The organism is Bradyrhizobium sp. HKCCYLRH3097 (assembly GCF_051167875.1).
Lineage (GTDB): Bacteria > Pseudomonadota > Alphaproteobacteria > Rhizobiales > Xanthobacteraceae > Bradyrhizobium.
In genome coordinates, this window is sequence record NZ_JBNPTX010000017.1 from 1 (window position 1) to 22215 (window position 22215).

A 22215-nucleotide genomic window follows, 5' to 3' on the forward strand; every position below is an offset into this window, starting at 1 on the left:
AGCGGCAATCCCACGCCAAAATTTCTGCTGTTCCGCACGCCCCGCAACTGGTGGGCGCCCCAATGATCCCAGCTTGCTCCGCGTTGACCGTTTCTTTCGAATGCCCATCGCAACCTCCTCATCGAGTGTTGCGACGACCAATTGAATCCGCCGGGATGTCCCAGCCGAACCTGTGGTACCTGCCGCCTGCACTTCTTTCTGCAGGCGGGCCATGGGGGCGGCAGGCTCCCGGCCTTCCCCGCGCCCTCTCGTTCGAGAGAGCGATCGTCGACTGATAGCTCGGATGCCAATGCGTCGCGAGAGCGCCTGTCGACGCTCTCAGCTCACACTCATTCGAAGAAGATGAATTCGTGGTCGCCGGTGTAGCCGGAGCGCTTGAATTCGAAGGCCCATTCCTCTGGGGTGTGGAAGATGCGGCAGGTGAGCTGCCAGTACATCAGGTTCACCTTCTCGCGCTCGTTGCGGTAGCCCTCGACGCAGAGATACTTGGCGCCGCGGCTGACGCGCTCCATCTCGCGCAGGGCGGCATCGAGATCGTAGTTGTAGAGGTTGTGCAGCGTGTTGATCGAGATGACCAGATCGAAGTGCTTGTCGGGGTAGGGCAGCTTGGCCGCGGTGCCGACTTGGCAGAACGGCTTCACGCTCTCCATCGTGTGCTCGATGCCGTAGGAGGAGACGTCGATGCCGGCGACCTCGAGATCCGGGATGGCTTCGCGGAAATCGTGCAGGATGAAGCCCTTGCCGGAACCGACGTCGAGCACGCGCATGCCGGGCTTGATGCCGTAGGTCGCGATCATCGCATCGGCGACCTTGCGCCAGCGGCCGTCATATTTGTAGCCGCCATAGCCGGTCTCGCGGCTGCCGTCCCAGTAGTCGTAGTCGTACTTGATCGCCATCTCCGCGACATCGGCCTTGTCGCGCTGGGTAACGCGCGCGAGATAGTCGCGCTTGGTCGATTTGTGGACGAGACTGACGAACTCGCGATAGGCCATGAAGATCTCCGGGCGTTACGATGTCGGTTAGTCGGATGTGGCGCCGATGAGGTCGAGCTTGGCGTCGGCCTTGGCTAGCTGTTCGGCACAGCGCTGTGCCCAGGCGCCGGTGTCGGCGAAGGCGCGTCGGGTGGCGCCAAGCGGCAGGAAGTCGTTCAGGATGATGCAGGTCCACTTGACCTGATAGGCGTCGAGCAGCAGGCGGCAGCGCGCGACGCTGGCCACGTCCAGCCCAAGGCCTTCCGTCAGCCGGTCGATGAAATGCTCGTGCACGGCCAACGGCACCGGCACCTCCGGCTGGCAGAAGAAGTCCGACACCAGCTTGGCCGGGTCGTCGCGGCCGGCATATTCGAAATCGAGGAAGGTGAGCTTGCCGGCATTGTCGATGAGCGCGTTGTGGAAGCCGAAATCGGACGGCGACAGGCAGACCTGATCGGCGGGAATGGCTGCATCCAAGGCAAGCCCTTCGGCCCCGGAGCCACTCAGAATGGTCGCCTTCACGTCTGCCCAGGCCGGCTGCAGCCGCGCCGCCACGAACTGCCGGGCTTCGGCCACGTCAGGCACGTCGGCATCGAGCGTCGCGAGCCGTGCCACCCGGCGCTCGACGGTCGCAAGGTGCTCGGCGAGCGAGAAGCAGGCTTCCGATCCCGGCGCGAGAGCGGGGCGGGGCGGGGCGTTCACAGCGAGTACGAAGTCGATGGCGGCATCGACATGAGCCGGCGCCAGCTCGGCAGCCGTCAGCTTGCGTCCTTCGACGAAGCTGTAGAGGCCAGCCTGCTCGGCGCGGTCGCAGGCCAGCGGTTCCGGCACGACGCGGACGCCGCGCGACCAGGCATGGCTGATGAAGCTCCATTCAGCGCCGAGCCGGTCGCGGGTATCACGGGCATCGGTGAAGTAACGCTTGAGCACGAGGGGACCGGCCTCGGTATCGACGCGAAAGACCTGGTTGTTGCGGCCCCCCGCCAGCCGGGTCAGCGCCGTCGGGCTGGCCTTGCCGGCCTGCACGGCGAGGCGCTGGGCGAGCGCCAGCAGGGCGGCGTCGGCGTTGGCCTCAGCCGCGGTCACGGACGACATCCGCCGCGATCTCGGCCCACGAGGCGCGGCGCTCGTAAGGGACGGCCGTGGTCGCGAACTGGTTCTCCGGGTCGAACAGCACCTTGCGCATCCCTTGCGGGAATCCGGTCATGCCCAGGATCTCCGGCAGGTCGTCGACAAAGACCTCGCAGGCCAGCGCATGCGCACGGGCGACCTTCTCGTCCTTGGTCAGCTCGAAGAACACCCGGTCCGGCGCGATCTGGCTGGCGGCCGAGCCCATCAGTCCGCGGTCGGTCAGGAAGCCGCGCGCCGCGGCATGCATGTCGTGCTTCGGACCGAGAATGGGGTGTCTGGTCTTATGACTGACGATGAACAGGTCATGGCCGGCGCGGCGGGCCGCGGCGACGAACTCCGCGAAGCCAGGGTAGGGCGACACCAGGTCCATCCGGGCGCCGTAGACATAGCCCTGCAGCTCGGTGAAGTCGTCCTTGCGCCCGCTGCCGTTGAGATGGTCGCGGACGCTGTTCTTGTCGCGGCCGAGATCGGCCGGGATCAGGCCGCGCTCGAGCGCGGCCGCATGAAACACGCCGTCATAGCAGGCGATCGTGTTGTCGAAGTCGATCCCGATCCGCATGGCCTGGACTTAACGCAGCGACATGTCGATCAGCGGACGGCCGACCTTGCCGGCGGCCAGATCCTGCAGCGCCTGGTCGGCCTGGGCGAGGCTGTAGGGCTTCGACAAGAGATCTCGCACCGGGAAGCGGCCGGAGCTCAGCAGCCGGCCGTAGCGGCCGTAGTCGCGATCCGGAACGCTGTCGCCGCCCCAGGTGCCGAGCAGGCTCTTGCCCTGGTTGAAGACGCCGGGATTCAGCGTGAGCGCCGCGCCATGCTTGGCGTTGCCGATCACGACCGCGCGGCCGCCCTGCTGACGGGTGGAATTGATCACCTGCTCCATCACGGCCGGAATGCCGGAGGATTCGACCGCGAGATCAACGCCCTGCGGCACGATCTTCTTGATCTCGGCCAGCACGTCGCCCGATGCATCGATGACATGCGTTGCGCCGTAGATCTGGGCAAGCGCACGGCGGGTCGGGTTCGGGTCGATGCCGATCACCGGCATCGCGCCGGCCAGCGCGGCGGCCATCAGCGCGTTCAGGCCGATGCCACCGGTGCCGAACACGGCGACCGCGTCGCCCGGCTGCACCTTGAGCACGTTGTAGACCGCGCCCATGCCGGTCGGCGCGGCGCAGCCGAGCAGCACCGCGACGTCCATCGGCAGGTCGGGCGGCAGCAGGGTCAGGCGGTTCTCGCTGACGACGGCATGGCGCTGGAAGGTGGTGACGCCGCCGGCGTTGACCTTCTTGCCATCCCAGTCATAGACGGCGCCGCCAGCCTCGATGCCCGTGCCCTTGATCCAGGACAGCACGACCTTGTCGCCGACCTTGACCTTGGTGACGGCGCTGCCGGCCTCGATCACCGTGCCGGTGCCCTCGTGGCCGAGGCAATGCGGCACCCATTTGTCCTCGCCCTTGTCGCCGCGCCACTCCATGACCTGGGTGCCGCAGGCGCCGGAATAGGCGATCTCGACCAGCACCTGGCCCGGCTTGAGGGCGGGGGTCTCGATCTCGGCCAGCACGAGCGGCTGGCCGGTCTGGACCAGGAGGGCAGCTTGGGTCTTCATGTGATGTCTCAGCTCAACGCGTGGATGATCTTGTCCGCGATCTGGTGGCCGGTCAGTCCCAGCACCTCGCGGGCATATTCCTGTTCGCCTGATTTCTTGAAGAACGCATCCGGCGTGCCGAAGCGCAGGAACTTCTGGTGCTTCGTCTCGGTATCGGCGAGCCATTCGGACACGGCGGAGCCGAAGCCGCCGATCAGCGAATGCTCCTCGATGGTCGCGACCAGCTTGAAGCGGCTGAAGGCCTGCTTGAGCTTGTCCTCATCCAGCGGCTTCACGGTGTGGAAGCTGACGATCTCGGCGGAGATGCCCTTCTCCTTCAATCTGTGTGCGGCTTCAATGACTTCCGGCAGCATGTTGCCGGTCGAGAGCAGGCAGACGTCGGAGCCTTCCTCGATCGTGATCGCCTTGCCGATCTTGAAATCCGCGAGGGGGCCTTTGTGAACGACAGGCTCACCCTTCTTGCCCATGCGGATGTAGACCGGACGGTCCTGCTGCATCGCTGCGCGCAGCGCGCCGCGCACCTCGAAGGCATCGCCCGGGCAGATCACGACCATGTTCGGGATCGAGCGCAGGAACGAGATGTCCTCGCAGGCGTGGTGGGTCGGGCCGAGGCCGGAATAGGCGAGGCCGGCGCCGACCGCGACGATGGTCACGGGGACTTCGTGATAGCAGACGTCGGTGCGGATCTGCTCCAGGCAGCGTGTCGTCACGAACGGCGTGATCGTGTAGGCGACCGGGCGAAGGCCGTTCATGGCCATGCCGGCGGCGACGCCCATCATGTTGGCCTCGGCGACGCCGCAGTTGAAGAAGCGGCTGGGGTGCTTGTCCTTGAACTTGTCGAACAGGCGGTTGCCGATGTCGCCCGAGAGCATGACGACGCGGCTGTCCTCGTTACCGAGCTTGGTCAGTTCGTCAGCGAAAGCGTTTCTCATGACAGGCCGAGCTCCTTGAACGCCTTCGTCACTTCGTCTGCGGTGGGGGCGCGATAATGCCAGTTGTTGTCGTCTTCCATGAACGACACGCCCTTGCCCTTTACGGTGTGGGCGATCAGCGCCACCGGCTTGCCCGAGCCGTTCGGGATGTTCTGCATGGCTTCCGCCAGCGCGCCGACGTCATGGCCGTCGATCTCGTGCGCGTCCCAGCCGAAGGCGGCCCATTTGTCGCGCAGCGGTGCCAGCATCAGGGTTTCGTTGGAGCGCGCGGTCGCCTGCCACTTGTTGTAGTCGACGACGACGCAGACGTTCTCCAGCTTCTGGGCGGCGGCGAACATCGCGGCCTCCCAAACCGAGCCCTCATTGTTCTCGCCGTCCGAGAGCAGGGCGAACACGCGAAAACTCTCGCCCTTGATTCGACCGGCGAGCGCCATGCCGCAGCCGAGCGGCAGCCCGTGGCCGAGCGAGCCGGTCGCGGCCTCGACGCCGGGCAGCAGGTTCGCCGGCGGATGCTCGGCGAGCCGGCCGCCGTCCTGGCAGTAGGTGTCGAGCTCCTCGATCGGGAAGTAGCCCTTCATCGCCAAGGTCGCGAACAGCGCCGCGGCGGCGTGGCCCTTGGAGAGGATGAAGCGGTCGCGCAGCGGATCGGTCGGGTTTTTCGGGTCGATGTTGAGCACATGCCAATAGGCCGCTGTCATCGCATCGGCGCAGGACAGCGACGAGGCCAGATGCGCGGCCTGGGCCTTGTGCGACATCTCGATGATCTTGCCGCGCAGCTTCGCCGCCTGCGCCTTCAGGGCGGCTGCGTCAGGCTTGGCCGCTGTGCTCCGGACTGCCACGTTCATCGTGCTCTCCAGTCGCGCTTCACCGGGAAGCGCAGGGGTCGATCAGGGTTTATGTTCGTACTTGGTCGGCAGCTTGGCCATGACATCCTCGAAGCGTCGCGCCCAGGCGATGACGTCGTCGATGCCCTGTTCCAGCGAGAGCGTGTCGCGCCAACCGAGCTCGGTGCGCAGCTTGAAGCTGTCGAGCGTGTAGGCGGTGTCCTTGCCCGGCCGCTCCGGGCCGATCTCGACGCAATCCTCGAACGACTTGCCGAGACGGGCCAGGATCATCTCGACCAGGGTGCGGATCGAGACCAGCTCGTAGCCGGAGATGTGATAGGTTTCGCCGAGCTTGCCGCTGCGCCCGATCTTCACCGTCGCGTCCGAGACGTCGGTCATGTGGATGAAGACGCGGATCGACTTGCCGCCGCCGTCGAGCCGGAGCTTCTGCCCGGTCATCGCGGCCACGATGGTGCGCGGCACGATGCGGTAGAGCTGCTGACCCGGACCGTACACGTTGGCGGCGCGCGTGAAGACCACCGGGAACTGGTAGTTGGCGAAATAGGTCCGCAGGCTCATGTCGCCGGCGGCGCGCGACACCGCATAGGGCGTCGACGGATTGAACGGTGCGTCCTCGCGGACCCAGCCCTCGGTCGAACCGTAGACCTCCGGCGTCGTGACGTGGACGTAGCGGTCGAGGCCGTCATAGTTGCGCAGGATGTCGTGCAGGCGGACGGCGGAGACGACGTTGGTCATCATCCAGTGGTCCGGGTACAGCCAGCTCTCGCCGACCATGCTCTGCGCAGCGAAGTTCACGACGTGGGTCGGCCGCTCGGCTGCCAGCAGCGCCTTCAGCGCATCGAGATCGTGGTTGAGGTCGACGCGCTGGAAGCGGACCTTGCCGGCCCGCTTCTGCCATTTGTACGGCAGGAACGCGTCATGCGGCTCGTCCGAGCGGCTGGTCGCGATCACGTCGTGACCGGCCGCAGCCAGGAAGTCGACGAAGGTTGCGCCCGAAAACGAGTTCGAGCCGAGGATCAGGTACTTTTCGTTCGCAGCCATCGTCCTTGCCCGTCAGACCTCGCGCGTCGTGATGATGTCGCCGCGCTGGGCGTACAGCCACTGCATGATCATGTGGCCGATCACCATCTGCGCGTCCTCGGCGATCTGCATGTCGTCGACCGCGAAGTGGATCGGCACGTCGGCGAGCGCCTTGGCCTTGCCGCCGGAGAAGCCCAGCACGGCATAGCTGGTCATGCCGATCTTCTTGCCTTCTTCGAGCGCCTTCAGGATGTTCGGCGAGTTGCCGGAGCCGGAGAAGGTGATCAGCACGTCGCCCTTGCGCGCGAGCACCGCGAGCTGCAGCGAGAACACCTGGTCATAGCCTTCGTCATTGGCAAGGCAGGTGATCACGGACGGGTTCGACGACAGCGAATGCACGCGCAGGCCGGAGCCGGGCGTCTTCGACAGCGCGTAGAGGAAATCGTTGGCGAGGTGGTTGGCGTTGCCGCCGCTGCCGCCATTGCCGCAGAAGAACACCTGCCGGCCGGTCTGCCAGCAATCGCGCAGATCATAGGCGAGCTTCTCGACCGGGCTCCAGTCGAAATCCTTCAGCACGGTGCTGAAGCGGCTGGTGTAGTCGGCGAACAGGCTGCCGGGGGTCTTGAAGGCCAGGACGTTCATTTCACGACCTCCTTCTCCATCCATTTCAGATTGTACCAGCGGTCGTCGTTCTTGAGCTGGCCTTGCGAGTACATGCCGATGATTTCCTTGATCGCGTCCTCCACCGTCTTCTTCGGCCGGAAGCCGGTCGCAAGCAGGCGATCGGAGTTGACACGATAGCTGCGCGGGTCGTTCGAGGGCGTCACGATGACCTCGGCCGGCACGTGCTTGGTGACGAGCCTGGCGATGTCGAGGATCGAGATGTTCTCGAAGCCGGCATTGTAGATCCCGGTGTGCTCAGGATGATCGAGCAGGAAGAGATACAGATCGGTGATGTCGTCGATGTGAATGTTCGGGCGAGTCTGGTCGCCGCCGAACACGGTGATGCGGCCGTTCATCAGCGCCTGCATCGTCAGCATGTTGACGGAGACGTCGAGCCGCTGGCGCGGAGAGTAGCCGCAGACGGTCGCGGGGCGCACGATCTGCACCACCATGTCGTCCTTGTAGGACAGCACGATGCGCTCGCCGCACATCTTGGTCTTGTTGTACTCGGAGATCGGCAGCAGCTCGAGATCCTCGGTGACCTGCTCCTCTTCCTTGACGCCGTAGACGCTGCCGGAGGAGGCGTAGATGAAGCGCTTGATGCCGTGGCGATAGGCGCGATCGGCGAGCTGCATCGTGGCGAGGCAGGAGATCTCCCAGGTCAGCTTCGGGTCGAGATCGCCGCAGGGATCATTGGCGACGCTGGAGAGATGAATGATGGCGTCGACCCCGGTCAGGTCGATGGCGTCGGGATTGCGGACGTCGCCCTGGACGACGGTGAGATCCGGATGCGGCTCGAGGAAGTTGCCGAACCACATGATGTCGAATGCAACGACCTTGTGGCCGGCCTTCAAGAGCTTCGGCACAAGCACGCTGCCCTTGTAGCCGCACGCTCCGGTCACGAATATCTTCATCTGAGCAATCCCCGTGGCTCGCCTGTCGTGTCGCCGGCTGGCGCGTCGCGCGCACCTTTATACAAATTGGCAGAAGAAGGTGACCAGCCCGGCGGCAAAACCCGCCCGTCAAGCGTCCCCGCCACGGCGTGGTTCGTGATTAAACTCCAAATGGGCCCGGCGCAAGCTTTCCGGGTTGCCGATGTCCCGATGATAACCGCTGGTTTCCACGCAGAAAATGCGTCCCAAATAGTTGGGGATGATTTCCGTGGAGAGATCGACGATCGGCTTTCCCAGCGCGGCGATGTCGGCGATGACGGCGGGATCGAATACATAGACCGCGCCATTGGCGAGGTTCCCGGGCGGATTCTTGACCTTCTCGTGGAAGGCGATGACCCTGTGCTGATCGTCCAGCTCGAGAATCCCGCACGAGCTCGGATCATCGGTGCGGAACGCGAGCATCGTCATGATGCAGCCGGGCGGGCGGTTGCGATGGGCGGCGAGCAGCCCCGCGACGTCGAAATCCGTCAGATTGTCGGCGTGAGCCACGAGGAAGGGCTGGTCGCCGAACCAGGCGCGGTTGGCAAGCACGGTGCCGCCCGTCCCGAGCAGTTCATCTTCGTGAACGAGATCGATGCGGTCCCGCCAGCGCGATTGCGCCACGTGGGCGCGCACCTGTTCGGCGAGCCAGTGTGTGTTGAGCAGCGCGCGCTCGATGCCGCCTTCGAACACGAGATCGAGCCAGTAGTCCAGCAATGGACGGTCGTGCACACGCACCAGGCATTTCGGCGTCGTATTGGTCAGCGGGCGCAGCCGGCTTCCGATCCCCGCCGCGAGCAGGAGGGCACGCATGACGACATCCTACTCCTGGCTGAATCCGGTCTCGTCGATTTCCCGCACCAATTCCGCCGTCGTCAACGGCAGATTGCCGACGCGGGAAACCTGGAGGGCGGCCGCCAGCGATCCGAGATAGGAGGCCTGCCAGATATCGGCGCCCGCGCGCAGGCCCATCGAGCAGGCCATGAAGAAGCTGTCGCCGGCACCGGACACGTCCTTCGGGGATGGATTGAACGCCGGCAGGCGGTCCGAGGTGAAGGTGCCGTCCGCCATGGTGTTGATCAGCGCGCCCTCGGCGCCGAGCGTGATCACCAGGTTCTTGGTGCGGGCCCGTTCGACCAGCCGCTCGCTGATCACGGCGAGACCCGAAATGAAGTCGTTCAGTGCGACGCGCGCCTCGCGCTCGGTCGGCGTCAGCAGGGTCATGCCCTTGAAGCGGGAGACGTCGCCGGTCTGCGACGACACCTGGCTGTCGGCCGCCATCATCACGCCCTGGGCGCGGGCGCGATCGGCGATCGCGTCGACCAGATCCTGCGGCAGGCAGCCGTAGTTGAAGCAGGAGAACAGCAGGAGATCGCAGGTCTTCAAGGCGCGCTCGACCGAGGTCAGCATCTGCCGCTGCAGGTCGGCATCCGACGCGTGCTGGCGCAGATGATTGACGCGCAACAGCGTCTTGTTGAGCGCGCGAAAACGCTGCTTGCGCGTGGTCGGCCGGCTCTGGTCGGTGAAGGCGTTGAAGTTGACGCCATGCTGTTCGAGCGTGTTGCGGGCGAACCGCGCCGCTTCGTCGTCGCCGACCAGGGTGAAGAATTTCACGTCGGCGCCAAGCCCGTGCGCATGCGCCGCAACCGCACCCGCGCCGCCGACGAAGGTGCGGGTCATCAGCGGCGTCACGACGATGGTCGGGTCCTCCTGGGACATGCCGACCGCATCGCAGGTGACATATTCGTCGACGATCAGGTCGCCGATGACGGCGACCCGCATGCCGGACAGCTTGCGGAGCAGATCCTTCAGATTCGTGATCTCGAAGCCGTGGCGCCTGGGAAATTCCTGCGGCTTGCGGACCGTGGAGATGTCGATGTTGGCGTCGCGTTCCAGCAGCGACAGCGACGCAAAGCGCAACTCACCGGACGAGAAGATCAGCCGTCCGCCATAGGCGTCCACGGCCTCCTGCTCGGGATTGGCGCGATCCTCGAACTCCTTGCCCTTGACGACGACGGTTGGCTTCAGATGCGCGATGAAGTCGGACGCCGACGTTTCCAAGCGCACGACATGGTGCACAAAGGCGATGGAACGCACATTTTCGAGGCGCATGTCCTGCGCCAGGGTCACGCCAGGCGTCGAATCGGGATTGACGCCCACGACCAGCACGTCGGCCTGCTCGGCGGCGAACTTCAAGAGCCGTAAATGTCCGGGGTGCACGACGTTGAAGTTGCCGGACACGAACGCAATCGTCTGCCCGGAGTCGCAGGAGGCGCGAACAGTCTGACAGGCCAGATCCATCTCACTCATATCGATCACCTGATCCAAGGAATTCGCCTCCGGTTCGATCGGGCTGAGGTCGGATAATCGGCCACCGTGTCATTCGCGGGCCGAGGAACTCCGATGCAAAGCGTCGCTGTCGCCCGGCACATCTGCACCGCGAATCCCGTTCCGATCTGCATCTTTCATGCTCGACATTGATTTCGTTGCGAAAAAACAAGCACGGTCCCCCGATCGGAGCGATGGAGGGGCCGGCGGCGGTCATTTCCAGCGGTCTCTTTATCAGGTGTGCGCAGCAGCACAAACAGTCCTGTTAGCTTACGGTTGTGTGGTCGCGTTGGAATGCGGCTTCCGGAGAGCTCATCATCCTTTCTCCGCGATGCTCAGCATCTTTGCTGACGAATCAGGCGGAGGATGGATCCGAGGATGCTCCGACGAGAGACGAACTGCTTCGCTGGTGGGCGGGCCAATCGGAAAAGCCTCGGAGGACGCAAGTCTCTCGCAGCATGCCTCAGTGATAGAGATCGAACTGTTCACCCTGTCCCTTTTCGAGATCGGCTGCCAAGGCGCTGCGGTCGATCCGCGGAAACAGCTTGCTGAACTCGGTCCGGTCCAGCAGGGCGAGGTAGGTCTTGAGCATGCCCCTTTCCGAGGGATGCGCGGGATCGAAGAAGTTGCCGGAATCGCGCGATATCTCGGTGCGGCTCATATCGAAGAACTGGATGCCAAGCTGCGCAAATCTTTCGACGGTCTGTGGACTCCTGATCTCGCGCCAGAGCCCGGAATAGGGCCAATAGGCCTCGTCGGTGTCGAGAAAGGCGCCAGCGCTCTCCAGGAACGGATATTGGATCGCAACCACCGAGAACCCGCGCTCGCGGGAAAGCCTGGAAAGTCGCTCGATCTCGCCAAATTCGCGTTCGCTGAGATGAGGGGCGCCCGGAAACGAGGAGGTGACGTACTGAGCGCCGCGCGCCAAGGTTTCGGCCGCCGCATTTCGATAGGGTGGTGCGACCATGACGGAACCATCCTTGCGGAATCCGAACTTGCCGCGGATTGCCTCGGTGCCGACGAGCCTGTTGTTGTCAACGGGCTCGAGTTGCGGCGTCATCATGGCCGAACGGATCGCATCGAGATCTCCGTGATTCCGCATGACGAAGTCCGCGACGTCGTGCAGCTTCCGCCGATGCGAATCGATGCCTTGGGCGAAGTCCATCGTGCGCTCTTTCCGCCAGACGTCAGCGAGGAAATCGCCAAAGAGGAAGTAGTCCAGCGCCACGACGACCACGCGCGGCTTCGCCACCGTGGTCGCGCGATCGACGAAGTCCACAACGTGCGTGAGAGGCCAGGCCGTCAGGCACGCATTGTAGGCCACATAGGGACGGAACATCTGCTCGCGCGCCTGACCGCAGCGCGAGCTTCCCACCAGCAGAACCTCGGGCTGGACCTGTTTGATTCGTTCGAGCTTGTAGGGAGCGTAGTCCTTGAAGGTGCCGAGCCAGACCATCCGTTCGGTGTGCGATTGCTCGGCTGCGAGCACCGAGAGCGGGACGGTCGCGCCCAATCGCCAGCCGAGCCATTCGAAAACAGCCAGCAGCGGCAGGAAGACGATGGCGAACAGAGCCACTACGATCGCAAGATACCGCGCCAAAGTTCGAGCCCGCCTTGGTGATTGTGCTTCGGGAGTAAGCGAGTTTGGCTCGCAATCCGCGTCGTGCTGGAAGTTGATTGCGCCAGAATCAGGCTAATGGCTGGGCGTAGCCGCTGCAAGCGGACGATGCGCCGTCGGCACGCCGCCCGCCTGGACAGCTTCGACAAGAACATATCCGCCTTCATAAGGCCGAATGTCGGTGGGAGGGTCCGAGGCCCGTCGCTCGCCATCTCCTGCGCGTTCAGAACTGGAAGTAGAGGAACTGGGAGGTGTCTCCGGCGATGATGTTCATCAGAACCGCCGCCACGAGCGCGATCGAAGTTCCGATGGCCCACGGCAGGGACGGTCGCCACTTCAGGTTCAGAATGCTCCAGGGACGAGGGTTGTGGTAGGTGTCCAGCCCGACCTTCCAACGCTCGAACATCGTGTTCACGTTGGGCAGGGTGAAACAGGCGACATAGCCTGCCAGGATTGCGATCATGAGGCGCGGATCGACGAGGTTCGTTGCCGTGATCTTCTCCGGGTTGGACAGGGCGAGCATCCCCTTGATGAGCCTGACCGCGGCATTCGGATTGTCGGCCCGGAAGAAAACCCATGCCAGAACCACGACGAACTGTGTCAACAAGAGCGCCGCCACCGCATACCAGGCGGTCGTCGACAGGCGGGTGAGGGCCGGTCGCTGTGCGACGAATTTGCTCCAGCGATGATTGACGATCAGAAACAGCCCGTGCAGCGCTCCCCAGATGATGAAGGTGAAGCCTGCTCCGTGCCAGAGACCGCCGAGCAGCATGGTGGCAAAGAGGTTGGCGTTTCTCCGGTGCTCGCCGTAGCGATTGCCGCCAAGCGGGATGTAGAGATAGTCGCGGAGGAAGCGCGATAGCGAGATGTGCCAACGGCGCCAGAACTCGACGATGCTCAGCGACTTGTAGGGGGAATCGAAGTTGAAGGGCAGCCGGATCCCGAACATGATCGAAATGCCGATCGCCATGTCGGAGTAGCCCGAGAAATCGAAGTAGATCTGCAGCGAGTAGGCGAGCGCGCCGCCCCAGGCGTCCATCAGGTGAAGGTGGCTCGAATTGGCGGCGTGGAACACGGGATTCGCGATCAGGCCGAACCCGTCCGCGATGAACGACTTCTTGAAAAGTCCGATGGTCAGAATCGTAAGGCCGACCGCGACCTTCTCGATGGAAATTCGTCGGCTCTCCTCCGAGCCGAATTGCGGCATCATCTCGCGGTGATGGAGAATCGGGCCGGCGACCAGATGCGGAAAATACGTGACGAACAGGCCGTACTTCACAAAGCTTCGTTCATCGGAATACCCGCCATAGGCGTCGGCGAGGTAGGCGATCTGGGTGAAGGTGAAAAACGAAATGCCAAGCGGGAGAACGATCGCAAGCGAGGGGTGCTTCGACGCGGTGATCGCATTGAGGATCTGGATGCCGAAATTCGTATATTTGTAGAACGCGAGCGCGGCCAGGTTGAGCGTGATGGCAGCGGAAAACAGGCCGGTGCGGAGCTTTCCGGTCTGTCCGGCAATCAGCAGGCCCATCGTATAATTGAAGACGATGGAGATTAGGATGATCGGGACGAAGTGGATGTCCCAATAGCTGTAGAAGGTGAGCGACGCCGCGGCGAGCCAGCTGAGGCGCACGACAGGGGCGGCGAAAAAGCGAGCCAGCAGAAAATAACCGACCAGGGTCACCGGCAGGAACAGGAACAGAAACTCAAACTGCGTGAAGAGCATAACAAGTTTCTTGATGTTGCTGCATATTGCGCTGCTTTATCAATGATTGAGGACGCTGCCAAGTTGCGTGCGCCTGTCCAACTGCGAATTTCGGGGGATGCCGCCTGCTGACGGCAGCGACGTGCGGCCGGCCTCTCGAACAGGGCGGACCCTTTTCGATCAATGATTCTTCTGCTATGGCAGCTCAAAATTCGACCCAACGACGCCAATCCAACGCCGCCATGATGGGGGGCGCGCAATCACTCTCGCCGACGACCGCAGCGGCGAAGAAACCCCTCGATGGATCATGCAGATGACATCCCGATAGGTCTGCGCTCCCGCGCAAAGCAAACTTGGGAGGAGTGGGAAGCCCTCTGTTCCACCGGCTGACGTCGTGTCTAGACTCTCGTCGTCGGAGCCGAAAGCAGCTGCCACGACACCCACCGAGACAACCTATCGAGCGGAAATTGCGTCATGTCGACAGTCGGCCGGTCTGCACCGGAAAAGTCAGCTGAACCGGCCGGATTCGGGCGCTATCTCATCGCAGTCGGAATTGTCGGCCTGGCGGCCGCGTTCGCGTTTTCGCTCGGCTTGTCGCTCTTCTCGTTCGACGCGTGGACGTTGCGCGATGGGCTGTTGCAGATTCCGCGCCAAAGCGACACCAACTGGTATCGTAATTTCGGAGGCCGCAGCATTCCGCAGATCCAGGACCAGGATATCTTCTACAGCAATCTGGGAGGATCGGTCGGAGCCGCCGAGCAGGCTGACATTGTCTTTCTCGGTCCGTCCTTCGTCAGCTATGCCGTAGACCGGCAGACGCTCGCGCAATCGCCGGTGCTCGGTCGATTGGGGATCTACAACATGGCCTTCGTGGGCATTCGCGGCGGTGAGTTCTCGCGGCTCGTGATCCAACGCTGGAAGATCCGTCCGCGTCTGTGGATCATCAATGCCGACGATCAGTTCGTGCACTTCTTCAGCAACGACCTCAACGTCACTCTTGGTCCGCAGAAGCAGCCCATTGCCGCCGTCCAGCGCAACCGACTACGGGGGTACCTGACGGTGGTCGGCCGCAATCTGCACTGGCGTATCGAGGACTTGATTGCGGCGTATCAGAACGGCCATTTCTCGCCCACCGGCCTCTATCGCAACATCGCTGATGGTGACATGGGGCTGGATGACAACCCGGGCTATGTCGCCTTGGGCAACAAGCCGATGCTGTCGGCCCGCGATCCCGACTGCCATACGACCCCCGCGATTGTCGACTATGCGAAGAGATTTCTCCATGAAGTGGGCGGAGAGGCCGTGCTCACATTGGTCCCGCATAGCCAGTCCTGCGTCCAGCAGGCCGCAGAACTGGCGAAGGAATTGAACATCGAACTGATCGCGCCGCCATTCGATGGCCTGACGACGATCGACGGCGGCGGCCATTTGGACAGGCACGGGGCGCAGATCTTTACGAGCTATCTCGCTCGCGAGATCGTCAAGACGGCGGCTTTCAAACGGGCATTTCCCGTTGGAGCTGGCGACGGCAAATGATGCCGATCTTGCTGAATTCCAACCAAGGAGGAGCCGCCGGCTCCACGCGGGTTCGTCCGACACGCTTCGTCCGAGCCCTCGCTTATCAGGTGGGGCTCCCCGAGACCAATCGGCGCCGGGCTTAAGATTCTGAATTCTCATTTCATCCAGTTTTGCTCGCGTTCATCCCCATGTTCGGCTTGGAAAATTCCCGGCACCTCTGTTATAGCTGCCATCCAATCGGCTCAATCCTTGGTTGGCATTTGCGGCGGCGATGTCTCCACGGGGACTTCTCGCATTGGACCCGGCGAGCGTACTGTCCTTATCCCGAGACGTGATCCTTGGCGCGCAGGCGACTCGAACGGCCGGTCGTCCAGGCTCCGCCTTGATCCGAACGCGCGGAGTCCGGGATTTCAAGGTTGTGTGGAACTTGGTCGTATGAAACTGCAAAAGCAAAGGCCGATGCGCGGCGGCCGCCGACGGTTTGTCTACCAGGTCTTCGTCATAGTCGGAGCGACCCTCAATCTGCTGCCGCGACGCGCGGTGTTCCTTGGTCTGGTCATCGCTTTCGCCGCGAGACTTCCACTCCGGCGGCGCCTTGCTCAGGCCTATTTTCCCTATGCGACGTCGCATCTTGCAGCTCGGCCGGAGTTTCGTTTTTCGACGGCTCTCAGCCGATATTTCCCCGGCGCTTCGATTCAAGCCCTGAGCAGCATCGGCGCCTATCGCGAGGCGGCCAGGACTGTCGGCCGCGAAACCTTGGCGTTCGATGATGCGGACACCAGATACGCGCTGGTTCGATCCTTGTTCGAACTGGGCGAGTTTTCGGAAGCGCGCGATGCCGCGGCGGGAGCGAAGCCCGAACAGCTCGAAGCGACGGTCGATCTCGCCTTCTACAAGGCCATGGTTGACGTGATCGAAGGGGATGAGGCTGCGGCGCTCGACGCGATGTTCTGGGCGGGCCGGAGCAGCCTGCATTTTTTCCGTCCCCACCAGAACATCGCAGCTCGGAATTCACCGCGCTATGTTCCCAACAGCCTCGATTTCCTCTGCGGCGCTCCCGGCCGGCTGTTCGACCTGTGCAACTTCACGGGCCAGCGCGTGATGCATGTCGGTCGCGGCGAGATTGCAATTCGGTTATATGAGCGCGCCTTGGATGCGCAGCGGGAACTGCGGGCATCGCCGCCACCGCTTTCTGATGAGTTGAAGCGTCTGCTCGACCGGCTCGGCGTCACCTTCGATACGCTGCGGCTCGTTCCTGAGGAATGGGCGACGCAGATCGGCCATCTCGGCATGCTCGACATTCTGTTTCGGATGCGAGAGCTGGGCTGGTGGTCAGGCGAAGCCGTGATCGTCGTCCGTCCCGATAGCATCGCCAACGCGGTCTTCTTCAAGCTGTTTGAAGGTTTCGGCAAGGTCGTAGTGATCGGCGAAACCGTATCGGAGCGATTGGGTGAGGAGCTGCTGTCCTTGCAGCGCTGGTGCGGGTTGAACTTCAACGCGTTCAGGCTGCCGGATGGGCGGGTCGTGCCCTGGCAGGATGCGGGTGCCATCGCCATCGAGCAATGGGAGCGTGAGGGCAGAGGGCATCCGTTGCGTGACGCCTACGACCGGAGTGCGGCCGCCGCTGCGGCTCGCTTCGATGCGTTCCGTTCCAGGTACGGCATGAAGCCCGACGACTGGTATGTGTGCCTGCACACCCGGGACGCAGCGCATTATTTCGAGTTCATGGGCACAGGGCAGACCCACCGCAATGCGCCGATCGAGACGTCTTTGGACGCCATTCGTCTGATCGCCTCCCGTGGCGGATGGGTCATCAAGCTCGGTGGTCCGAACTCGCCGAGGCTTCCGCCGATGGCTCGCACGATCGATTACGCGCTGAGCGAATTCAGATCGGAGCCGATGGACATCCACCTGATCCGACACGCCCGCGCCTTCATCGGGACGACGTCCGGGTTGACGAATGTCGCTGTCAGTTTCGGCATTCCTTGTGCGATCGTGAATGCGATCACGACCGACGCCCAGCTATGGAACAGCAACGTCCGTTTTGCCCTCAAGCCCGTCAGACTGGCAGACGGCACCGTGCTGACGCAGCACCAACTGACGACGTCGCCCTGGCGCTGGCGCGTGTTCGATGCGGCCGTGCTGGGCCGGAGCGGCGCGCATCCGGAGACCAACTCGGCGGACGACATCCGCCACACGGCGGATGAGGTCCTGGCCATCGCCGACGGTCGGTTGGCTGAATTCGAAGGCGATCACGATGGCGCACGACTGCTGTCGCGCTGGAGGCGTGCGCTGGGGCTGCCCTATTACTACGGCACCAGCCGTCCGAGCCTCGGTTTCCTGGCCAATCATGAGACGGAATTGCTGCACGACGCTGGTGAGGGTCACTGAGCCATGCAGATGGGGGACGAAGCGGCGGAGAGGGGACCATGTGCGGCATAGCCGGCCTGTTTCGCCCCGGCGGAGCCGACCAGGCCCAACTGGCCGGGATCGTCGAACGGATGACGGCAGCGCTGGCGCATCGCGGCCCCGATGCGTCCGGCAGTTGGATCAGTGCTGCGAAGGGGCTTGCCTTCGGACATCGCCGTCTGGCGATCCTCGATCTCTCCGAGGCCGGGGCGCAGCCGATGCACAGTGCCTGCGGACGCTACACCGTCACCTTCAACGGCGAGATCTACAACCATCTCGATGTCCGTGCAGAGCTGGAGGCCGCCGGCGCCGCGCCGAATTGGCGCGGTCATTCCGACACCGAAACGCTGCTCGCCGCGATCAGCCGATGGGGCGTTGAGCCGGCGCTTCAGCGCCTGATCGGCATGTTCGTCTTCGGGCTCTGGGACGCCGAAACTCGGCAGTTGATCCTGGCGCGCGACCGCTTCGGCGAAAAGCCGCTGTTCTACGGCTGGAGCGGCGCCGATCTGGTGTTCGGCTCCGAGCTCAAGGCGCTGGCGGCGCATCCCTCCTGGGCGCCGTCGCTCGACCGCGCGGCGCTCACGGCGTTCATGCGCTATTCCTACGTGCCTGCGCCCGCCACGATCTGGACCGGCATCCGCAAGCTGCCACCGGCGTCGTTCGTGAGCTTCGCCTCGGATGCGGCTCCCGGCGGCTGGCCACTGCCGCAACCCTATTGGTCGCTGCGCGATCGCGTCGCTGCCGCCCAGGAGGATCGCATCGCCGACGAGCGCGAGGCCGTCGATCGGCTGGAGCAGTTGCTGTCGGTCGCCGTGAAGCGGCAGTGCCTGTCGGACGTGCCGCTCGGCGCGTTCCTGTCCGGGGGCGTCGATTCATCGACCATCGTGGCCTTGATGCAGGCGGGGGCGAGCCAGCCGGTCCGCACCTTCAGCATCGGCTTTGCCGAAGGTGGCTACAACGAGGCCGAGGACGCCCGCAGGGTTGCCCAGCATCTCGGCACGGATCATACCGAGCTGTACGTCGATGCGCGGACCGCGATGGACGTGGTGCCGAAGCTGCCGCGGATCTATGACGAACCGTTCGCCGACTCCTCGCAGATCCCCACGCATCTGGTCGCGCAGCTCGCGCGCCGGCATGTGACCGTCGCATTGTCAGGTGACGCAGGCGACGAGCTGTTCGGCGGCTACAACAGGCATGTCTGGGGCGGCGCGCTGCAGGCGCGTCTTGGTCGCGTGCCGATGCCGCTGCGGCGTGCCATTGGCGCCGTTCTCGGCGCGATCGCCCCAGAGCCGGCCGAGACGGTTCTCAGGGCGCTGCAGCCGGTGTTGCCGGCCCGATTGAAGGTTCGGCATGCCGGCGATCAGGTGGCCAAGCTCGGCCGCGTCATTGCCGCCGACGGCTTTGATGGCCTCTACCGGGCGCTGTGCTCGATCGATCAGGATCCGGCCGGCACGGTGGTGGGTGGCACGGAGCAGGAGAGTTGGGCGGGGAGCGAGATGCGGCAGCTCGCGGCGCGGCTCGATCCGCTCGACCGCATGACCCTGGCGGATTCCCTCAGCTATCTCAGCGACGACATCCTTCAGAAGGTCGATCGCGCGGCGATGGCGGTTGCGTTGGAGACGCGTGTGCCGTTCCTCGACAAGGACGTCGTCGAGTTCTCCGCCAAGGTGCCCGCCGGCATGAAGGTGCGGGACGGCCGCGGCAAATGGCTGGTGCGGCAGGTGCTGTATCGCCACGTGCCGGCCGAGATGATCGATCGGCCGAAGACGGGCTTCAGCATTCCGCTCGACGCGTGGCTGCGTGGGCCGTTGAAATCCTGGGCCTCGGACCTGCTGTCGCCGGAGCGGCTGAGGCGGCAGGGCCTGTTCGATCCGGTGCGGGTGACGCGCATGTTCGACGAGCATCTCAGCCGCCGCCACAATCATTCCTACTGGCTGTGGAACGTGCTGATGGCGCAGGCCTGGCACGACGAATGGGCGCGCGCCGCTTAGAGCATGATCCGGAAAAGTGGAAACCGGTTTTCCGAAAAGATCATGCTCAAACAAAGAGATGAGATCATGATGCGATTCCGTGGAATCGCATCATGATCCAGGTCAGTCTTCGACCGTCGCGGGAACGGCGAGGCGGCCGGCGCCTTTTTCGGCGCTGAGAATCCACACCAGCCCGCCCATGCCGCCGACGATGAAGTAGACCGCGCCGAACAGGATCGAGACCACGGTGCCGTCCGCCGGCGCCAGGCCGGCATAGCCGAAAGCCACCATCATCGTCGCCTCGCGCACGCCCCAGCCGGCGATCGAGATCGGCAGCATCGTGATCAGCATGATCGGCGGGGTCAGCAGGAACAGTTGTTCGAATGCGGCTGGCGCCGCGATGGAGCGCACCGCGCACCAGGCAATGACGACGGCCAGCACGTGAATTGACAGTGACAGCGCGGCGATCTTCGCAGCCGTGGTTCGGCCGAAGATCACCTTGTTCGCGATCACCGAGCAGGCATAGACGTGACGCGTCGGCCACCACGCCTTCATCCACGCCGCCGGCAGATGGCCGATGGTGAGGAAGCCGACGCCGGCCGCCAGCGCGGCGGCGTCGACCAGCACCAGGGCCAGCCGCCCGTGCTCGTCGGCGATCATGCCATAGCTCCACGGCAGGCTCGAGACGATGATCAGCGCCAGCGCAATGAAGCCGACGGCGCGGTCGGTCAGGATCGAGTAGCTGGCCGCGCGCCAGCCGGCGCCGGTGCGCCCGATCAGCCAGAGACGCACGGCATCGCCGCCGATCGAGGACGGCAGGGTCTGGTTGAAGAAGGCGCCGATCATGTTGTAGCGGAACGCCTGCAGGTCCGTCAGCGGCGCGCCGCACAGCGCGGAGATCTCGCGCCACCGCAGGGCGCCGATGAAGATCTGCACCAGCGTGATGGCTACCGCCAGCCCGATCCAGCCGATGTTGATCTGGCTGAGCCGCTCGCGGATCGCCGCAAAGTTGATCCCGCGCAGAGCGAGATACAGCAGGGCCAGCGACACCACGATCCGGAGGAGAAGAATCAAAAACGCACGCATGCCAGGCTGGCTTCGCTCTTGGTTGAAACGGTCCAAGCCGAGTGCGATACGCGCAACTCCCGTCCTGGCAAGGCCGGACCCCGGTCGAGGGGGAGCCTTAGCCGCCCCTTGCGGTCCTGATGCCCCGGTGGCTAAACAGTCGCAGGGGTGGCGTCAATGGCCTCCGAAACGACCGGAATATCAATTTATGTCTCATGGCCGGAAGATTGCGGTGATAGGCCTTGGCTATGTCGGCCTGCCGGTCGCGGCTGCGTTCGCGCGGACAGGCTGCCCGACGATCGGGTTCGATATCGATGCGGTCCGGGTCGCGGAGCTGAAGGATGCAAGGGACCGGACCTGCGAGGTCGATGCGGCCGACCTGCGCCGGCCAAGCCTGCGCTTCACCAGCGAGCCGGATGATATCGCGACTGCCGATTTTTTCATCGTCACCGTTCCGACCCCGATCGATAGCGCGCGGCGGCCCGATCTCGGCGCCATGCTGGCCGCGACGCGCATGGTGGGAGCCGTTCTGAAACGCGGCGACATCGTCGTCTATGAGTCGACCGTGTACCCGGGCGCCGTCGAAGAAGACTGCGTCCCGTTGCTGGAGAGCTGCTCGGGGCTGAAGGCGGGGACGGATTTCAACGTCGGCTATTCGCCGGAGCGCATCAATCCTGGCGACAAGACGCATCGCTTCGAGACCATCACCAAGGTGGTCTCGGCACAGAATCCGCAGACGCTCGCGATCGTCGCCGCCGTCTACGGCTCGGTCGTCACCGCTGGCATCCATCGCGCGCCATCGATCAAGGTCGCCGAGGCGGCCAAGGTGATCGAGAACACCCAGCGCGATCTCAACATCGCCTTCATGAACGAGTTGTCGCTGATCTTCCAGGCACTGGAGATCGATACCGGCGACGTGCTCGCGGCTGCCGCGACCAAGTGGAACTTCCTGCCGTTCACCCCCGGCCTGGTCGGCGGCCACTGCATCGGCGTCGATCCCTATTACCTCACCTACCGCGCCGAGAAGGCGGGCTACCATCCCGAGGTGATCCTGGCGGGCCGCCGCATCAATGACGAGATGGGCCGGCGCATCGCGCGCGAATGCATCCGCGGATTGCTGCGGCGGAAGGGCCGGGGGGGCGTCGTCACCATTCTCGGCATGACGTTCAAGGAGAACGTGCCGGACATCCGCAATTCGCGGGTGATCGACATCATCAGCGAATTGCAGTCGTTCGGCGTCGAGGTGCAGATCGCCGATCCCCTCGCCGATGCAGCGGCGGTGCACGAGGAGTATGGCATCGGCCTGACGGCGATCGAGGCGCTGCGCCCAGCCGACGCGGTGGTGTTGGCCGTGTCGCACGATCAGTATCTCGCCGGAGGCTGGGCTCTCGTGCAGGGCCTGCTGCGCGAGGAGAGCGGCCTCGTGCTCGACGTGAAGATGAAGCTCGACCGCGCGAGCAAACCCGCCGCCATCGAACTGTGGCGACCCTGATGGAGCGACC

Annotated in this window: 19 protein-coding genes; 4 read left to right on the forward strand and 15 right to left on the reverse strand. The window is 64.0% G+C overall.

Going from position 1 to position 22215, the window contains the following annotated elements; translation table 11 throughout:
- The 14 genes from ACQR0U_RS30100 to ACQR0U_RS30165 form a co-directional block, all read right to left on the reverse strand.
- A partial coding sequence (locus ACQR0U_RS30100) for a hypothetical protein (RefSeq protein WP_315828212.1) occupies window positions 1-213 on the reverse strand: 213 nt, incomplete at its 3' end.
- 116 nt (window positions 214-329) lie between these two features.
- Window positions 330-992 (reverse strand): class I SAM-dependent methyltransferase, encoded by a 663-nt coding sequence (locus tag ACQR0U_RS30105; protein ID WP_315712807.1) that lies wholly within the window; start codon window positions 990-992, stop codon window positions 330-332.
- A gap of 27 nt (window positions 993-1019) precedes the next feature.
- Entirely contained in the window at window positions 1020-2057 is a 1038-nt protein-coding gene (locus tag ACQR0U_RS30110) for an aminoglycoside phosphotransferase family protein (RefSeq protein WP_316200818.1), read from the reverse strand.
- A complete protein-coding gene (locus tag ACQR0U_RS30115) occupies window positions 2044-2661 on the reverse strand; it encodes a hypothetical protein (protein ID WP_315828210.1) in 618 nt (205 codons plus the stop codon). Before ACQR0U_RS30115 ends, ACQR0U_RS30110 begins: the two co-directional genes overlap by 14 nt.
- Before the next feature lie 9 nt (window positions 2662-2670).
- Window positions 2671-3708 (reverse strand): zinc-binding dehydrogenase, encoded by a 1038-nt coding sequence (locus tag ACQR0U_RS30120; RefSeq protein ID WP_434844046.1) that lies wholly within the window; start codon window positions 3706-3708, stop codon window positions 2671-2673.
- 8 nt (window positions 3709-3716) lie between these two features.
- A complete protein-coding gene (locus ACQR0U_RS30125) occupies window positions 3717-4640 on the reverse strand; it encodes a transketolase family protein (RefSeq protein WP_434844047.1) in 924 nt (307 codons plus the stop codon).
- Window positions 4637-5485: a transketolase gene (locus tag ACQR0U_RS30130; protein ID WP_315712801.1), complete on the reverse strand. Its 849-nt coding sequence runs from the start codon at window positions 5483-5485 to the stop codon at window positions 4637-4639. The genes ACQR0U_RS30125 and ACQR0U_RS30130 overlap by 4 nt, the downstream gene beginning before the upstream one ends.
- A 42-nt stretch (window positions 5486-5527) precedes the next feature.
- Entirely contained in the window at window positions 5528-6526 is a 999-nt protein-coding gene (locus ACQR0U_RS30135) for an NAD-dependent epimerase/dehydratase family protein (RefSeq protein WP_434844048.1), read from the reverse strand.
- Window positions 6527-6538: 12 nt separating this feature from the next.
- Complete coding sequence (locus ACQR0U_RS30140) at window positions 6539-7147, reverse strand: SIS domain-containing protein (RefSeq protein WP_315712798.1); 609 nt, start codon at window positions 7145-7147, stop codon at window positions 6539-6541.
- Window positions 7144-8082: an NAD-dependent epimerase/dehydratase family protein gene (locus ACQR0U_RS30145; RefSeq protein WP_315712796.1), complete on the reverse strand. Its 939-nt coding sequence runs from the start codon at window positions 8080-8082 to the stop codon at window positions 7144-7146. Before ACQR0U_RS30145 ends, ACQR0U_RS30140 begins: the two co-directional genes overlap by 4 nt.
- 108 nt (window positions 8083-8190) lie before the next feature.
- Window positions 8191-8913 (reverse strand): nucleotidyltransferase family protein, encoded by a 723-nt coding sequence (locus tag ACQR0U_RS30150; RefSeq protein ID WP_315753226.1) that lies wholly within the window; start codon window positions 8911-8913, stop codon window positions 8191-8193.
- 9 nt (window positions 8914-8922) lie between these two features.
- Window positions 8923-10410 (reverse strand): PfkB family carbohydrate kinase, encoded by a 1488-nt coding sequence (locus ACQR0U_RS30155; RefSeq protein WP_434844049.1) that lies wholly within the window; start codon window positions 10408-10410, stop codon window positions 8923-8925.
- Between the two features lie 481 nt (window positions 10411-10891).
- The gene (locus ACQR0U_RS30160) at window positions 10892-12004 is read right to left on the reverse strand and encodes a hypothetical protein (protein WP_434844050.1); all 1113 of its coding nucleotides are present in this window, start codon (window positions 12002-12004) and stop codon (window positions 10892-10894) included.
- A 265-nt stretch (window positions 12005-12269) separates the two neighbouring features.
- Window positions 12270-13772: an MBOAT family O-acyltransferase gene (locus tag ACQR0U_RS30165; protein WP_434844051.1), complete on the reverse strand. Its 1503-nt coding sequence runs from the start codon at window positions 13770-13772 to the stop codon at window positions 12270-12272.
- A gap of 453 nt (window positions 13773-14225) precedes the next feature.
- On the opposite strand from ACQR0U_RS30165, the gene ACQR0U_RS30170 reads away from it, so the two are divergent.
- The 3 genes from ACQR0U_RS30170 to asnB all read left to right on the forward strand — a co-directional run bounded on the left by ACQR0U_RS30170 (window position 14226) and on the right by asnB (window position 19669).
- Window positions 14226-15287 (forward strand): hypothetical protein, encoded by a 1062-nt coding sequence (locus tag ACQR0U_RS30170; RefSeq protein ID WP_315828203.1) that lies wholly within the window; start codon window positions 14226-14228, stop codon window positions 15285-15287.
- 417 nt (window positions 15288-15704) lie between these two features.
- Complete coding sequence (locus ACQR0U_RS30175; RefSeq protein ID WP_315712789.1) at window positions 15705-17660, forward strand: TIGR04372 family glycosyltransferase; 1956 nt, start codon at window positions 15705-15707, stop codon at window positions 17658-17660.
- A 38-nt stretch (window positions 17661-17698) separates the two neighbouring features.
- Window positions 17699-19669 (forward strand): asparagine synthase (glutamine-hydrolyzing), encoded by a 1971-nt coding sequence (gene asnB / locus ACQR0U_RS30180; RefSeq protein ID WP_315712788.1) that lies wholly within the window; start codon window positions 17699-17701, stop codon window positions 19667-19669.
- 102 nt (window positions 19670-19771) lie between these two features.
- Here asnB and ACQR0U_RS30185 read toward each other — a convergent pair whose 3' ends face one another.
- Window positions 19772-20734, reverse strand: a complete 963-nt coding sequence (locus ACQR0U_RS30185) for a lysylphosphatidylglycerol synthase transmembrane domain-containing protein (protein WP_315712786.1) — start codon at window positions 20732-20734, stop codon at window positions 19772-19774.
- Between the two features lie 187 nt (window positions 20735-20921).
- Between ACQR0U_RS30185 and ACQR0U_RS30190 the strand changes: the two genes are divergently transcribed.
- Complete coding sequence (locus ACQR0U_RS30190; RefSeq protein WP_316201833.1) at window positions 20922-22205, forward strand: nucleotide sugar dehydrogenase; 1284 nt, start codon at window positions 20922-20924, stop codon at window positions 22203-22205.
- Window positions 22206-22215 lie beyond the last annotated feature (10 nt).